Source organism: Saccharopolyspora antiqui (assembly GCF_052246905.1).
Taxonomy (GTDB): domain Bacteria; phylum Actinomycetota; class Actinomycetes; order Mycobacteriales; family Pseudonocardiaceae; genus Saccharopolyspora.
In genome coordinates this window covers 62,125-76,239 of the sequence record NZ_JBQQBO010000005.1, presented here as the reverse complement: position 1 = coordinate 76,239, position 14,115 = coordinate 62,125, and the positions used below count along the sequence as shown (strand labels likewise).

Annotated in this window: 14 protein-coding genes and 1 riboswitch; of the genes, 6 read left to right on the top strand and 8 right to left on the bottom strand. The window is 69.7% G+C overall.

The features are described from left to right. Positions 1 to 64: 64 nt before the first annotated feature. The gene (locus ACTWQN_RS10800) at positions 65 to 649 is read left to right on the top strand and encodes a class I SAM-dependent methyltransferase (protein WP_443203254.1); all 585 of its coding nucleotides are present in this window, start codon (positions 65 to 67) and stop codon (positions 647 to 649) included. A 210-nt stretch (positions 650 to 859) separates the two neighbouring features. On the opposite strand, the gene ACTWQN_RS10795 is transcribed toward ACTWQN_RS10800, so the two are convergent. The 3 genes from ACTWQN_RS10795 to ACTWQN_RS10785 all read right to left on the bottom strand — a co-directional run bounded on the left by ACTWQN_RS10795 (position 860) and on the right by ACTWQN_RS10785 (position 2,861). Then, entirely contained in the window at positions 860 to 1,609 is a 750-nt protein-coding gene (locus ACTWQN_RS10795) for a creatininase family protein (protein WP_443203253.1), read from the bottom strand. A 66-nt stretch (positions 1,610 to 1,675) separates the two neighbouring features. Beyond that, a complete protein-coding gene (locus ACTWQN_RS10790) occupies positions 1,676 to 2,056 on the bottom strand; it encodes a VOC family protein (RefSeq protein WP_443203252.1) in 381 nt (126 codons plus the stop codon). Between the two features lie 88 nt (positions 2,057 to 2,144). After that, positions 2,145 to 2,861: a GntR family transcriptional regulator gene (locus ACTWQN_RS10785; RefSeq protein ID WP_443203251.1), complete on the bottom strand. Its 717-nt coding sequence runs from the start codon at positions 2,859 to 2,861 to the stop codon at positions 2,145 to 2,147. A gap of 84 nt (positions 2,862 to 2,945) precedes the next feature. Between ACTWQN_RS10785 and ACTWQN_RS10780 the strand changes: the two genes are divergently transcribed. Genes ACTWQN_RS10780 through ACTWQN_RS10770 form a run of 3 tightly spaced genes read left to right on the top strand, consistent with a single transcriptional unit; the run spans position 2,946 to position 5,753 of the window. Beyond that, a complete protein-coding gene (locus tag ACTWQN_RS10780; protein ID WP_443203250.1) occupies positions 2,946 to 4,316 on the top strand; it encodes an MFS transporter in 1,371 nt (456 codons plus the stop codon). 16 nt (positions 4,317 to 4,332) lie between these two features. Beyond that, the gene (gene manD / locus ACTWQN_RS10775) at positions 4,333 to 5,547 is read left to right on the top strand and encodes a D-mannonate dehydratase ManD (protein WP_443203249.1); all 1,215 of its coding nucleotides are present in this window, start codon (positions 4,333 to 4,335) and stop codon (positions 5,545 to 5,547) included. Continuing rightward, entirely contained in the window at positions 5,544 to 5,753 is a 210-nt protein-coding gene (locus ACTWQN_RS10770; RefSeq protein ID WP_443203248.1) for a hypothetical protein, read from the top strand. The genes manD and ACTWQN_RS10770 overlap by 4 nt, the downstream gene beginning before the upstream one ends. A 48-nt stretch (positions 5,754 to 5,801) precedes the next feature. On the opposite strand, the gene ACTWQN_RS10765 is transcribed toward ACTWQN_RS10770, so the two are convergent. After that, complete coding sequence (locus ACTWQN_RS10765; protein ID WP_443203247.1) at positions 5,802 to 6,665, bottom strand: EamA family transporter; 864 nt, start codon at positions 6,663 to 6,665, stop codon at positions 5,802 to 5,804. A gap of 377 nt (positions 6,666 to 7,042) precedes the next feature. Between ACTWQN_RS10765 and rpsT the strand changes: the two genes are divergently transcribed. Further along, entirely contained in the window at positions 7,043 to 7,303 is a 261-nt protein-coding gene (rpsT, locus tag ACTWQN_RS10760; RefSeq protein WP_443203246.1) for a 30S ribosomal protein S20, read from the top strand. A gap of 76 nt (positions 7,304 to 7,379) precedes the next feature. Here rpsT and holA read toward each other — a convergent pair whose 3' ends face one another. After that, positions 7,380 to 8,366 carry a DNA polymerase III subunit delta gene (gene holA / locus ACTWQN_RS10755; protein ID WP_443203245.1) on the bottom strand — a complete coding sequence of 329 codons (987 nt, stop codon included), beginning with the start codon at positions 8,364 to 8,366 and terminating at the stop codon, positions 7,380 to 7,382. 96 nt (positions 8,367 to 8,462) lie between these two features. Continuing rightward, positions 8,463 to 8,592: riboswitch (SAM riboswitch) on the top strand. A 12-nt stretch (positions 8,593 to 8,604) separates the two neighbouring features. On the opposite strand from holA, the gene thrC reads away from it, so the two are divergent. Beyond that, positions 8,605 to 9,873: a threonine synthase gene (gene thrC / locus ACTWQN_RS10750; RefSeq protein ID WP_443203244.1), complete on the top strand. Its 1,269-nt coding sequence runs from the start codon at positions 8,605 to 8,607 to the stop codon at positions 9,871 to 9,873. A gap of 79 nt (positions 9,874 to 9,952) precedes the next feature. Here the strand turns inward: thrC and ACTWQN_RS10745 are convergent, their stop codons facing one another. The 3 genes from ACTWQN_RS10745 to ACTWQN_RS10735 all read right to left on the bottom strand — a co-directional run bounded on the left by ACTWQN_RS10745 (position 9,953) and on the right by ACTWQN_RS10735 (position 14,083). Then, positions 9,953 to 12,304: a DNA internalization-related competence protein ComEC/Rec2 gene (locus tag ACTWQN_RS10745; RefSeq protein ID WP_443203243.1), complete on the bottom strand. Its 2,352-nt coding sequence runs from the start codon at positions 12,302 to 12,304 to the stop codon at positions 9,953 to 9,955. After that, a complete protein-coding gene (locus tag ACTWQN_RS10740; protein WP_443203242.1) occupies positions 12,301 to 13,089 on the bottom strand; it encodes a ComEA family DNA-binding protein in 789 nt (262 codons plus the stop codon). The genes ACTWQN_RS10745 and ACTWQN_RS10740 overlap by 4 nt, the downstream gene beginning before the upstream one ends. A gap of 133 nt (positions 13,090 to 13,222) precedes the next feature. After that, positions 13,223 to 14,083 carry a DegV family protein gene (locus tag ACTWQN_RS10735; RefSeq protein WP_443203241.1) on the bottom strand — a complete coding sequence of 287 codons (861 nt, stop codon included), beginning with the start codon at positions 14,081 to 14,083 and terminating at the stop codon, positions 13,223 to 13,225. Between the last annotated feature and the right edge of the window lie 32 nt (positions 14,084 to 14,115).

The following is a 14,115-nucleotide window of genomic DNA, read 5'->3' as shown; positions in this document are numbered from 1 at the left end:
CTCGGCGCCCAACTCCGGGTCATCCCCGATGCGACAGCCGGGCGAGCGGTGCTGAGCTGGAGCTATGAGTGGTTTCGCCGGTTTCGCGCTGGATCGTGCATTCGGTCACCCACGTGGCCTGCTCGGTGCCCTGGGCGGTGCGCTGATGGCGTGCGGCAACGCGGCGGCGGAGCGGCAGGTGGTGCGGTTGGCCCGGCTGACCGGTGCGGAACAGGTGCTGGTGATCGGACCGGGCCCAGGCATCGGATTGCTGGCGGCGGGCGAGCGGGCGGACCGAGTGGTAGCGATCGAGCCGTCGCAGCGGATGCGGCACGCCGCCGAGCGGCGGTGCGCGGCGCTGCGCAACGTGACCGTGCTGGACGGCACCGCCGAAGCGACCGGCCAACCGGACGCCTCCTTCGACGTGGTGCTCAGCGTGAACAACATCCAGCTGTGGCCGGATCGCACCGCCGCACTCGCCGAACTGCGCCGCGTTCTGCGCCCCGGCGGCGTGCTGCTGCTGTCGACCCACGAACGCTGGCTGCCCGGTGGTCGCGCCGGACTCCACGCCGATGTCCGAACTGCGGGCTTCGTCGAGGTGCAGACCTGGGCCTGGCAGCCACCGTCCCGAGGCACCACCCAAGCCCAAACCCGCGCCACCCGGCCGTGATCACCCGCTGCGGAGTCGACCGCCAGAGCGGCTGGACCCGCTGCTGGCCCGGCGCCACAACAACGCACGACACCACACCCAGGCGACCACCGAACTCCGCGGCACCACAAAGTGACCGGAACGGGGTGAAGGGCACCTTTCGCCAACTTACTTGGTAAAAGGTGCCCTTCACTCCTCACCTGGACGGGTGCGCAACCGTCGCTTTCGTGGTCACGACGGGAGGGGGATCTCGGCGGTGCGTTCGAGGGCATCCGCCAGGCGTTGGGCGATCTTGTCCAGGCGTTGGCGACCAGCGTCCGCGGTCGCCTCGCCCGGGTCGTCGGTGAAGCCGTCGGAACTGCGCCAGTCGCCAGCTCGGACCACGGTCACGCCAGGGCCGAACGGCTCCCGGTGCACTGCGGGTGGCCCCGGAGTTCGGGTCTCGAATTCGTCGGCTGCCAGGTCCGGCCGCGCCGCCAACAGCAGGGACGCTTCGAAAGCGCCCGCATGCCCCGGAATCACGGATGCGTCCACATCGGACAGCGTCCAGTAGCTGCAGGCGCCGAGCACCATGTCGTTGCGCAGCACCCCGTCCTTGATCGCCAAGCGCATGCACTCGTCGTTGCCGCCGTGGCCGTTGACGAAGAACAACCGGCGAAAACCACTGGTGTACAACGAGTCGATCAGATCCGCGAGCACCCGCAGGAGCGTGTCCGAGCGCACCGACGCCGCGCACGCGAACAGGTGGTGCATCGAGTTCCCGTACGGCAAACCGGGTGCCAACACGAACCGCTGCGGGTTGCGCAGCCGGGCGCACGCCTGCGCGACGACCGCTTCGGCCATCGCGATATCGGTGCACAGCGGCAGGTCGGGGCCGTGCTGCTCAATCGATCCGATCGGCAGCACCACCACCGGGCCGCCGTCGGACACCAGGTCCGCGACCTGCGTCCGGGTCAACTCGCCGAGCCTGCGAACCACCATCTCGCACCGCCTCCCACGTCGCTTTCCCCCCATGATCAGGCCAGTGGGGGCCGGTGCGGAACACCTTCACAGCTCGCGGGTGTCGAGGCGCAGCGGATGATCAGCGGGAATCTCGACCAGCGCGATGCGCAGACCGTCGGGATCGGCCACCCAGCCCTCGTCGAGGCCCCACGGCTGGCGGGTGGGCTCGACCAGCACGGTCACCCCCTGATCGCGCAGCCGCTCGAACTCCGTCCGGACATCGCGCACCTGCAACCAGAGCACCTGGTCCGGGCTCGGTCCCGGCCCGCCCAGGCCGCAGATCTCCAGGAACCCCTGCCCGAGGAAGAAAACCGTGCCGCCTGGGAACTCCCGCGCGATCGCCAGCCCGAGCACGTCCCGGTAGAACCGCAACGAGCGCTCCCGATCCCGTGGCCGAACGATCAACCGGCTGCTCAAGACCTCCATGCCCCGTTTCTACCCGCACCGATCAACAACCGCCGCACGACAACACCGATCAACTGGCGTGGACCTGCGCGCCGCGCGGTGCTGGGGATTACTGGAGGACGGTGATGCTGCGGCGGACCGGGCGTTCTTCGGTGCTGTCGACGAACAGCTCCGGCGACTCGGCTCGGATTCGCTCCACGTCTTCGAAGACCGCTCGCAGGTGCCTGCGCAGGGCCGCCACGCTCGCGTCGAGGTCGCTGGCGGCGAGGGTGTCGACGACCTCCGCGTGCTGGTCGATCAACGCCGACACCGGGCTCACGGTGCGCAGGCCGAGCCGCCGGGCCCGATCGAGGTGCGCCTTGGCCGACACCACCGTGCGCCACGCGTTCGCATGACCTCCGGCGGCCAGCAGTCGCTGGTGGAACGCCTCGTCGAGTTCGAAGAACCGCTCGACATCGTCGGCGGCCGCCCGCTGCTCGTCCAGGATTCGGCGCAGTGCGGCCAAGTCCTCGTCGGTGCGGTGGGCCACCGCGTCGGCCAGCGAGGCGACCTCGACGGCCTCGCGGACGAACTGGGCGTCGGCGATGCGCTGCGGATCTACCCGCGCGACGAACGAACCCAGCTTCGGGAAGACCCGGACCAAGTCCTCTTCGGCGAGCAGCAGCAGGCTCTCCCGCACCGGCGTGCGGCTGACCGCCAACTCGGTCGCCAGCTCGTTCTCGGACAGCGGCTGTCCGGGCGGCAGTTGCAGCGTGATGATGCGCTGCCGAAGTTCCCGGTGCACCAGCACCCGCGCCGAGGGCTTGTCGCCTGCCGTCCGTGCCATTCCCACACCCTATCGAGCCGCCTTGACCAGTGGCATCCCAGTGCTTGTATGGTAGCGCTGATATCCCACCTTGGAGGAGAGTCAATGCCGACTGACCTCGAATCTCGGGCCGACAGCCCGGATCCGAACCGCACCGCGACCGGCGGCTCGAAACAGCTGCGCCGCACGGTCATCGCGTCGGTGATCGGCACCATCGCGGAGTACTACGACTTCTTCATCTACGGCACCGCTTCCGCCCTGGTGTTCAACAAGGTCTTCTTCCCGGAGGTCGACCCGCTGGTCGGCACGCTGGCCGCCTTCTCGACCTACGCCGTCGGGTTCTTCGCCCGACCGCTCGGCGGCCTCGTCTGGGGACACGTCGGCGACCGCCTCGGCAGGCAGAAGACGCTGGTCTACACGCTGCTGCTGACCGGACTCGGCACCTTCGCGGTCGGCCTGATGCCCACCTACCAGCAGATCGGCCTGTGGGCGGCGGTCATCCTCGTCCTGGTCCGGCTCATCCAGGGCTTCGGCGTCGGCGGCGAACAAGGCGGCGCACTGCTGCTGACCGCGGAAGCCGCACCGCCGGGCAAACGCGGGTTCTACGCCAGCTTCGTGCAGATGGGCTCGCCCGCCGCATACCTCATCCCGACCGTGCTGTTCGCGATCCTCGAAGCGCAACTACCCGAGGACGCCTTCGTCTCCTGGGGCTGGCGCATCCCGTTCCTGCTCAGCGCCGTGGTCGTGGTGATCGGCCTGTACATCCGGCTGCGGGTGCCCGAATCCGAGACCTTCCGCGCGGTCAAGCAACAGCAGGAACCCCAGCAGGCGCCCGTCAAGATGCTGCTGCGGCAACACCGCCGCGAAGTCTTCGGCGGCATGCTGGCCAAATTCGTGGAAGCCGCGGTCTTCCCGTTCTACACGGTGTTCCTGGTCTCCTACGCCAAGGCGCAGAACGTCGACAGCAGCATCGTGCTGGACGCGGTGATCATCGCGATCATCGTCGAGCTGATCCTGCTGCCGCTGTGGGGCCGACTCACCGACCGCATCGGCCGACGCACCACCTACCTGGGTGCGGCGGTGCTCAACCTGGTGCTCGTGGTGCCCGCGTTCCTCGCCGTCGACACCGGCAACACCGTGCTGATCACGCTGCTGCTGATCGCCGGACTGGCCCTGGGGCACGCCGGAACCTACGCACCGCAGGCCTCGTACTTCCCCGAACTGTTCCCGTCCAGCGCCCGCTACAGCGGCGTTTCCGTGGTGTGGCAGTTCGGCGCGATGCTCGCCAGCGGGCCGTTCACCGTGGTCGCCTCGGCCCTGCTGGTGGTCGCTGGCGGCAGCTTCACCTGGGTCGCGGTCTACCTCGCGGCGCTGATCGTGCTCAGCATCGTCGGACTGCGCTGGCTGCCCGAGACCGCACCGAATCGCCGTGGTGGGCGGGAATACGCCGACTGGCCACGCTACGAGAACCACTGAACCGGAGAACCACCCAATGTCGAAGATCGTCGATGCGAAGGTCATCGTCACCGCGCCCGGCCGCAACTACGTGACGCTCAAGCTCACCACCGACGACGGAGTGGTCGGCTGGGGCGATGCCACGCTCAACGGTCGCGAGCTCGCCGTGGCGTCCTACCTGCGCGATCACGTCTGCCCACTGCTGCTCGGGCGCGATGCGCACCGCATCGAAGACCTCTGGCAGTACCTCTACAAGGGCGCCTACTGGCGACGCGGCCCGGTGACCATGACCGCCATCGCCGCCGTGGACGTCGCGCTGTGGGACATCAAAGGCAAGATCGCCGGACTGCCGGTCTACCAATTGCTCGGCGGCGCGGCGCGCGACGGCGTGCTGGTCTACGCGCACGCCAGCGGCGAGGGCATCCCCGAACTGCTCGAAGACGTCGCCGCGCACCTGGATCAGGGCTACCTCGCGGTGCGCGCCCAAGCCGCGGTGCCCGGCGTGGACAAGACCTACGGCGTCCCGGAACGGGGCCAGCACGTGTACGAGCCGGCGTCGTCGGCGGTACCGGCGGAAAGTCGTTGGGACACCGAGTCCTACCTGCGGTTCGCGCCGAAGGTGCTGGGTGCGGTGCGGGAGCGGTTCGGATTCGACTTCCACCTGCTGCACGACGCGCACCACCGGCTGACACCCATCGAAGCCGGACGCCTCGGCCGGGATTTGGAAGAACACCGGATGTTCTGGATCGAAGACCCGACACCGGCCGAGGATCAGAGCGCATTCCGGTTGATCCGGCAGCACACCACCACCCCGATCGCGGTCGGTGAGGTGCTCAACTCGATCTGGGACTGCCAGCAGCTCATCACCGAGCGGCTGATCGACTACATCCGCACCTCGGTGTCGCACGCGGGCGGCATCACGCACCTGCGGCGGATCTTCTCGCTCGCCGAGCTCTACGGGGTGCGGACCGGTTCGCACGGTGCCGGGGACCTCTCTCCGGTATCGCTTTCCGCAGCGCTGCACGTCGATCTCGCGGTGCCGAACTTCGGCATCCAGGAGCACATGGGGCACGCCGAACCGGCGTCCGAGGTGTTCCGCACCAGCTACACCTTCAACAACGGCTACCTGCACCCCGGCGACGCCCCCGGGCTCGGGGTGGACGTGGACGAGGAAGCGGCCGCGGCGTTCCCGTACGACCCGCGCTACCTGCCGGTGAACCGGCGCCGCGACGGATCGGTGCACGACTGGTGACCGGCTCGCGCCTTTCGGCCCGGACCGCCCCGGCCCACACCGCAGCGGATCGGGATCGCGCACCTGGGTCGCTGCTCGGCATCGATCGGATCTTCGCGCCGGAACTCGCGCGGCATCCGGTGTTCCGCACCGCGGTGACCACCAGCTACCGGCGCCTCCGGGAGGACGGTGCGCACGCCGTGCTCACCGAAGATCTGCGGGCCTGATCCAGAGCCGACGGTTCCGCCAGCAAAACGAGGCCCGAAGACGGGAAATCAGGCGATGCCGAGGAGGACTACCCCGGCTAGGACGACCACAGCTCCGGTCATGCGGCGGATCGGTTGTGGTTCACCCAGCAGTCGCCAGGCGAGCAGACCCGCCAGGACGATGCTCAGCTCGCGGGCCGGGGCGACCAGGCTGACCGGGGCGAGCTGCATCGCGAACAGGACGAGGATGTAGGCAAGCGGCGACAGCAGCGCCACCGCCAGGATCTCCTTGCGGTGCCCCGCCCAGGCCGCCGCGATCTGAGTTCGCCGGGTCACGGCGTACGGGGCGAGCATCGCCGACCTGGCGAGGTTGTTCGCCCAGTCGTACACCAGCGGCGCCAGCGCCAGCGCTGTCACGGCGTGGGCGTCCCACACCGTGTAGATCGCGATCAGCGAACCGGTCAGCAGCCCGAACCCGACACCGGCCAGGCTCGCGCCGGAACGCGGTACCCCGTCGGACAGGCCGATCACGAACACCCCGGCGACCACCAGCAGCCCGCCGAGCAACCCGATCCAACCCGGCCGCTCCCCGAGCAACAGCACCGCGATCAGCATCGCCAGCATCGGACCGGTACCCCTGGCCAGCGGATACACCACCGACATGTCGCCGACCGCGTAGCCGCGCTGCAGCAGGAGGAAGTACCCCAGGTGCACGGTCGCGCTGACCAGCACGCCCAACAGCAAGTTGGCAAGTGACGGCAGCCCGGTCCAGATCAACGACGTGGCCATCACCGGCAGGTACAGCACCGCCGAGCAGGTCGCGGTGAGCCAAACGAAACCGGCGCCAGCCGAGCCTGCTCGCTTGGCGAAGAAATTCCAACCAGCGTGTGCGAATGCAGCGGCGACGACGAGTAGCACGGCAGCGAAGCCCACGGATCCCTCTCCGTGCCGCGCGGGCGCGCGGCAGCTGGGCTCCTCCAGGCTTTTGTCCCGTCAGATGTGCGACCGCGTCCGTTCCGCGTTCGCCGGTGCCGCTCGGACCAGTCCCCCGCGCTCCTGGTTGTCGATGCCCTGTCGGAGCGGAAGCGGAACCCTAGGCACAGCCGACGGTGATCTTACGCCGTCGAATTCTGGTGCCCAACCTCCGAAGACCGGCTTCCGGCCCTGCCCGGCTGACATCCGCGCAGGTAGCCGCTGTTAGCATGGACGACCGTGCCGTGCGGCATTCCGCCGTGGAGGAAACCTGCCGAGCGCAGCGCCAACAAACAGCGCGGCACGACCGATTCGACAGACCAGGAAGAGGCGCGACAGTGGCCAACATCAAGTCCCAGATGAAGCGGATCAAGACCAACGAGAAGAACCGGCTGCGCAACAAGGCCGTCAAGTCCTCGGTCAAGACCGCCATCCGCAAGTTCCGCGAGGCCGCTGACGCTGGTGAGAAGGACCAGGCCATCGAGCTGCAGCGGGCCGCCAGCCGCGCGCTGGACAAGGCCGCCAGCAAGGGCGTCATCCACAAGAACCAGGCCGCGAACAAGAAGTCCGCGCTGGCGCGGCGCGCCAACCAGCTCTGAGCCACGGCCCGAGCTTTCGGCCCCTTCCTCCTCGGGAAGGGGCCTTTTGCTGTGCACCCAAGCCTGGCTGCGGGTGTCAGGAGCGCTGGTTGCGGAGTTCGACCAGGCGCAGGACCGTGCGTTCCAATGCGTAGGTGGCATCTGCGGCGACACCCTTGACCCCGGCATTCACCTCGGCGACCGCCTGGAGCGCCGCGGCGAGACTCGTCGGGTTCCAGCCGCGGGACTGCGCCAGCGCCTTCTTCACCTTCCACGCGGGCATGCCCAGCTCACTGGCCAGCCGGAACGGGTCGCCCCGGCCACCGGCGGCGGCGACCCGGCCGATGGTGCGGACCGAGTCCGCGAGGGCGTCGGCGATCAGCACGTGCGCGACGCCGAGCTGCACCGCCCAGCGCAGCGCCTCCAGAGCACCCGCCCGGTCCCCGGTCACCGCCTTCTCCGCGACCGCAAAACCGGTGACCTCCGCCCGCCCTCGGTGGTAGCGGCGCACCGCGACCTCGTCGACCTTGCCGCCGGTGTCGGCGACCAGCTGCGCAGCCGCGGATGACAGCTCCCGCAGATCCGAGCCGACCGTCTCGATCAGCGCGGCCACTCCGGCGGCGTCGGTCTTGCCGCCAGCCCGCCGCACCTCGTCGCGGACGAACGCCTCCCGCTCGGCGGGCTTGGTGATCTTGTTGCACTCCGTGACCCGCGCGCCGAGCTTGCGCAACGCGCCTGGTAGCTCCTTGGCGTGCTTGGCCCGCCCGCCACCGCTGTGCACGACGACCAGCATGACGCCGTCGGCCGGTTGCCGGGCGTGCATCAGCAGGGCTTCGGCGATCTCCTTACCGGCGTCCTGCGCCGATTCGATGGCGAGCACCCGGCCCTCTGCGAACAGCGACGGGCTGAGCAGTTCGGTCAGCTCCGGCGGGGTGAGTTCGCTCACCTTCACGCGGCGCAGCTCGGCTTCCGGATCAGCGGCGCGGGCGGCGCCGACGGCGGCCCACAGCGCGCGTTCCACCAGCAGTTCCTCGTCGCCGAGAACCAGCTGCAGCGGATCGGGGACCACGGCCGGTGCGTTCATGCACGCATCGTCGCACGCATCGGCGACAGTCCCGCCATCTGGATCGCCCTGGCCAGGACCAGGCGCGGTCCACTAGCGTTGCGGGCACAACTGCATAGCTCATCCAGAGGGGCAGAGGGAACGGCCCGATGAAGCCCCGGCAACCGTCGTCAGCGAATCGTGTACTTGCGCGAGGCCGCTGGCGAAAGCGGTGCCAATTCCGACCCGTCCGCGGGACAGATGAGGAGAGGACCTCGCGATGACCGTTGCTGCCCATGCCCAGACCGCTGCCAACAAAGCCTTGGACCTGGGTAATGCCGTCGAATTGGTGTCCAAGGAAGAGGGGCACCGGCAGCCGCTGGCCCCCGAGTTCGTCTCCCTCGAAGACTTCTCCCCGCTGGAGGTCGCCTACGACTTCGGCCGGATCCGCCGGGAGGACATCGAAGCCGGGCCGCGCTCGATCTGGCGTTACAAGCAGTTGCTTCCGGTCCCCTCCAACGTCGAGGAGCACCCGAACACCGAACCGGGCTGTACCAGGCTGATCCGGGCCGACAAGCTCGCCCAGGCGCTGGGCGTCAAGCGGATCTGGATCAAGGACGACACCGGCAACCCCACCCACTCGTTCAAGGACCGCGTGGTCGCGGTGGCGTTGGCCGCGGCCCGCGAGTTCGGCTTCAAGGTGCTGGCCTGCCCCTCGACCGGCAACCTGGCCAACGCGGTTGCCGCCGCAGCCGCCCGCGCCGGCTGGGACTCGGTGGTGCTGGTGCCCAAGACCCTGGAGCGCGCCAAGATCCTGATGAGCGCGGTTTACGACGGGTCGCTGCTGGCCGTCGACGGCAACTACGACGACGTGAACCGGCTGGCCACCGAACTGGCCTCGGAGCACGAGGACTGGGCGTTCGTCAACGTCAACGTGCGGCCCTACTACTCCGAGGGATCCAAGACGCTGGCCTTCGAGGTGGCCGAGCAGCTCGGCTGGCGCATCCCCGAGCAGATCGTGGTGCCGATCGCCTCTGGTTCTCAGCTGACCAAGGTCTACAAGGGATTCAACGAGCTCGGCCAGGTCGGCTTGGTGGAGCCGAGCCCGGTGCGGATCTTCGGCGCGCAGGCCACCGGCTGCTCCCCGGTGTCCACGGCGTTCAAGAACGGCCACGACGTGGTCCAGCCGGTGCGGCCGGACACCATCGCCCGCTCGTTGGCCATCGGCGCGCCCGCCGACGGCCCGTACGTGCTGGACATCGTGCGCAAGACCGGTGGCGCCATCGAGGACGTCAGCGACGACGAGGTCCGCGACGGCATTCGGCTGCTGGCCCGCACCGAGGGCATCTTCGCCGAGACCGCCGGTGGGGTCACCGTGGCCACCGCGAAGAAGCTCATCGAAACCGGCAAGATCGACCCGGACGCCGACACCGTGCTGCTGATCACCGGTGACGGGCTGAAGACCCTGGACGCGGTGCAGGACCAGCTCGGCCCGAAGGCCACCATCGCCCCGACCACCGAGGCGGTCAACCAAGCCCTCGGCCTGTAATCCCGTCCGGAAACCGAGCGGCACCCGCCGGAGGGTGGCGACCGGCACTCGTGCGGTGCCGCTCGGTTCTTGGCATCGGCTACGACTCCGTCGCGCGCAACGGGTCGCCTCGCGAGACGTAGCGGGGGCCTTGCGGGCCGGGCAGGATGGCGATATCTCCTTCCTGGTCGGTGCGGAGCACTCTGGTGCCCGCGCGGGTGAGGGTGTCGACCACGAACGGACTTGGGTGGCCGTAGCTGTTGCCAGCTCCGACGCTGATCACGGCCAGCCGTGGACGCACTGCTTGCAGGAAACGCGGTGTGGTGTAGCGGGATCCGTGGTGCGGGATCTTGAGCACGTCGGCTCGCAGATCCGCCCCGGACACCACCAGTCGGCCTTGCCCCGGCAGTTCGATGTCGCCGGTGAGCAGGACCCGTCCGGCCCGGGTGGTCGCCAACAGCACGATCGACGCGTCGTTGGCGTCGTCGGCCGACTGCGTCCTGGCCAGCGCCGGGTCCGGGCCGAGCACGTCGAGCACCAATCCCGGCCAGCTGACCCGTTGCCCGGACGGCATCGGCAGGACCGGAACCCGATGCGCGCGGGCATCGCGAACCACCTCGTCCAACGCCCACGCCGGTTGCCGCAGCGGACCTACCGCGACCGCATCGACGGGGATTTTCCCCATCAGCGCGGCAAGTCCGCTGACGTGGTCGGCGTGCAGGTGGGTGAGCACGGCCAGCGGGATCCGGCGCACACCCAGTCGGTGCAGGCATTCCGCGGCTCGTCGCGAATCCGGCCCGGTGTCGACCACCACGGCTTCGTCCGGGCGGCCGGTGGCCAGCACCAGGCCGTCGCCTTGCCCGACATCGCAGGCGACCATGCTCCAGCCGGGCACCGGCCAGCCCGGCAGCATGCCGCGCACCGGCACCAGCACGAGCGCGCCCAGCAACACCGCTACCGCCACCAACCAACGAATCCGCTTGCCGCGCAAGGCAACCAGCCCAACCACCACGAGCGCGGCGAGCAGCAACCCACCGACGGTGCCCGACGGCCAGTCGAACGCCGCGCCCGGAATCGCCGCCGCCCGGTCCGCGACCAGGAGGATCCACTCCAACTCCGGCGCGGCCAGCCAGGCGAACGCGCCAGCCAGCCAGGTTGAAGCCGGTGCTGCCACAGTGGCCAGCACCCCGAACACCGTCGCCGGGGCGACGACGGGTCCGGCCAGCAGGTTCGCCGGCACCGCCACCAGGCTGATCGCACCGGAGAAGGCTGCGATCAGCGGTGCCGTGACGACGTGCGCCGCCAGCGGCACCGCGATCGCTTCCGCCACCCCGATCGGAACTCCGCTGGCACGCAGCGACGCCGACCACCTCGGCGCCAGCAGGACCAGTCCGGCGGTGGCCACGACCGACAGCGCGAATCCCGCGCTCGCGGCCAGGTCCGGTTGGAACAGCAGCAGGCTGATCACGCTCGCGGCCAGCACCGGCAACGCCGACCGCTGTCTGCCGAACACCAGCGCCAGCAGCGTGATCGCACCCATCACCGCTGCTCGCAGCACGCTCGGTTCCGGACCCGCCAGGACGACGAAGCCGACGAGCGCCAGGGCCGCTCCGACCGCCGATACGACCGGCCCCGCGCCGACCAGGTACAGCAGCCCCAGCACCGCGCCGCAGACGATCGCGAGGTTGGCACCGGAAACCGCTGTCAGGTGCGACAGTCCAGCGGTTTCGAAGTCCTGCTCCACCTCGGGTGGCAGTCCCCCGGTGTCGCCGACCACCAAACCGGGCAGCAGGCCCGCCGCAGCCGGGCTGAGCACGTCGGCCGACACGCGCCGCAGGCCCTCGCGCAGGTCCTCGGCGGTGCGCTGCCAACCCGGTGCGGGCGTGATCTCGGTCGGTGGGTGGAACACCTGGACCGCCGCGAGCGTGAGCTCACCGGCACGCGGCGGTGCTACCTCGCCGCGCACCGTGACCTGTTGCCCGGCAACGAGATCCCGCCACCCGGCGGTCGGGACCAGCAGCACCACCGGCCCGCCTGCCCGCATTCGCCGCCCGGCGATCTCGGCGGTCCGCACCTCGGCGCGGGCCACGGACCGGTCCTGCGCTCTGCGGGCTCCGAATGCCGCACCGCGCAACGGCGTTGGTCGGCTGGTCAGCGTTACCCGCAGTGTTGCCCGCTCGCCGTGCTCGGCGGCCAGCCGCACCGGGTGGTGCTCGATCCCGTAGCCACGCACCGCCATCCCGGTTGCCGCGACGCCCGCCAGCAGCAGGACCACGAGTGCTCCCCTGGCAGTCGGCCGGGAGTGCACCACCTGCCACACCAGCGGCGCGGCCAGCAGGGCCAGCGATGCCAGGACGGCGGCCGGAACCCAGCCCGCCAGCAGTCCGGTCAACGTCACGGCCCACACCGCGAGTGCCGCGGGCACCAGGCGCAGATCGAGTCCCGCCGTCATACCCGCACCAGCTCCCGCAGCTTGGCGAACCGCGAATCGCCGATGCCGCCGACTTCCCGCAACTGCTCCACCGAGTCGAACCGGCCGTGTTCGGCCCGCCACTGCACGATTCGCTTGGCGGTGACCTCGCCGACGCCTGGTAGTTCATCGAACTGCTCCTCCGTAGCTGCGTTGAGATCGACTTTTCCGTCGCCGCCCGGCTGTCCGGACTGCGCCTGCGGTGGCGCGGGCACGGCGACGTAGAGCTGTTCACCGTCGACCAACCGGCGGGCCAGGTTGAGGCCCGCCAGGTCCGTGTCGGGCAGCGGACCGCCTGCTGCCGCAACGGCGTCGGCCACCCGGTCACCCGGCGACACGGTGACCAGACCGGGGCGCACCACCCGTCCGACAACGCTGACCACGAGCTCCGGCGCAGCCGCGGTGGCGGTCGGCAGCGGTGGCGGCAGGACGGGTGGTGGCGCTGACTCGGCCGTGGGCCGACTCGTCCACGACAGCACGAAAACACCGAGCAGCACGGCACCAGCCACCAGGCCGAGCGCGATCACCCCGGAACGCCCGGGGTCCACTCTGGACCGAAGCAGGGATTCCGGGAGCCACCGCGCGGCCAGCCGCCGCACGGGCGAGCGGGCCGCGGTATCTGGCGGTGTCGCCGAATAATTCGGCCCGGCTCGCTCCGCGGCATCATCGTGGGAGGCATGTCGCCGCAGCGTCTGCAGCCTGCTTCTGGGATCGAGCTCTTCGTCGGATTCGTTGTGGTGGGCGCGGAAACGTTGGATGTCGAACATGCAGTCGACGGTAGAGCAGCTGAATGGTGTTGCGCAGCTTTATTTTTCGAATCTGTGGATAAACCAGACCACTGTGGATAACTCATCGACCGGATTCAATTCGATCGTGTGGAATCCGCCCACCGAAAGGTTTTCAGGCGCCGGAACGCCACCCGTTCGGTAATACCACGACGCCCACCGCACCGGGCCCGATGTGCGCGCCGATCACCGCGCCGACCTCCGAAACGACGCAGTCCGCGCCCTCCCCGAGCTCGGCCCGAATCCGCCCCGCGAGCTGCTCGGCGCGCTCCGGTGCGGCCAGGTGGTGCACCGCGATCGCAGCCGACGCGGAACCCACCGCACCCAACGAGATCTCCAACAACCTGGCCATGGCGCGGGTGGTCGTGCGCACCTTCTCCAAGGCGGAGATACGACCGTCGTGCACGTGCAGCAGCGGCTTTATCGCCAACGCCGTGCCCAGCACCGCGGCGGCGGTTCCGATCCGCCCACCGCGCCGCAGGTATTCCAAGGTCTGCACGGAGAACAACGTCGTGGTGCGCTCCGCGGTCAACGCCGCGGTGCCCGCGACCTCGGCCAACTCGGCCCCCGACTTCGCCGCCTCAGCCGCTGCGAGCACGGAAAACCCCAATCCCATGGCGGTGGATCGGGAATCCACGACCCGGATCCGCTCGGGATCAACCTCTCGCGCGGCCAGCCGCGCCGCGTCCCAGGTGCCGGACAACTGGCGGGACAGGTGCACCGCCACCACGCCGTCGGCGCCATCGTCCAGCGCCTGCTGGTAGGCCTGCGCCAACTCCAGCGGGGTGGCACCGGCGGTGGTCACCCGGTGCTTGCGGGCGAAGGCGCTCGCGAGATCCCCCGGACCGAAATCGGGCTCGTCGATCGAGCCAGCCCCATCCACGCTGACGTGCAAGGGGACGGTTCGCACCGCGTACTGCGCGGCGTATCCCTCCGGCAGGTACGCCGTCGAGTCGGTGACGACTGCAATGGGCACGTCGCAACCCTACGACGTCGGCTCCGCAACGC

What these genes read in the sequence shown, in the direction of transcription:
- ACTWQN_RS10740 (WP_443203242.1), bottom strand. Translation starts at nt 13,089, where the DNA reads ATGTTCGACATCCAACGTTTCCGCGCCCACCACAACGAATCCGACGAA.
- ACTWQN_RS10795 (WP_443203253.1), bottom strand. Translation starts at nt 1,609, where the DNA reads ATGGTGGTTCGCAGGCTCGGCGAGTTGACCCGGACGCAGGTCGCGGAC.
- manD (WP_443203249.1), top strand. Translation starts at nt 4,333, where the DNA reads ATGTCGAAGATCGTCGATGCGAAGGTCATCGTCACCGCGCCCGGCCGC.
- ACTWQN_RS10745 (WP_443203243.1), bottom strand. Translation starts at nt 12,304, where the DNA reads ATGACGGCGGGACTCGATCTGCGCCTGGTGCCCGCGGCACTCGCGGTG.
- thrC (WP_443203244.1), top strand. Translation starts at nt 8,605, where the DNA reads ATGACCGTTGCTGCCCATGCCCAGACCGCTGCCAACAAAGCCTTGGAC.
- holA (WP_443203245.1), bottom strand. Translation starts at nt 8,366, where the DNA reads ATGAACGCACCGGCCGTGGTCCCCGATCCGCTGCAGCTGGTTCTCGGC.
- ACTWQN_RS10800 (WP_443203254.1), top strand. Translation starts at nt 65, where the DNA reads ATGAGTGGTTTCGCCGGTTTCGCGCTGGATCGTGCATTCGGTCACCCA.
- ACTWQN_RS10785 (WP_443203251.1), bottom strand. Translation starts at nt 2,861, where the DNA reads ATGGCACGGACGGCAGGCGACAAGCCCTCGGCGCGGGTGCTGGTGCAC.
- ACTWQN_RS10790 (WP_443203252.1), bottom strand. Translation starts at nt 2,056, where the DNA reads ATGGAGGTCTTGAGCAGCCGGTTGATCGTTCGGCCACGGGATCGGGAG.
- ACTWQN_RS10780 (WP_443203250.1), top strand. Translation starts at nt 2,946, where the DNA reads ATGCCGACTGACCTCGAATCTCGGGCCGACAGCCCGGATCCGAACCGC.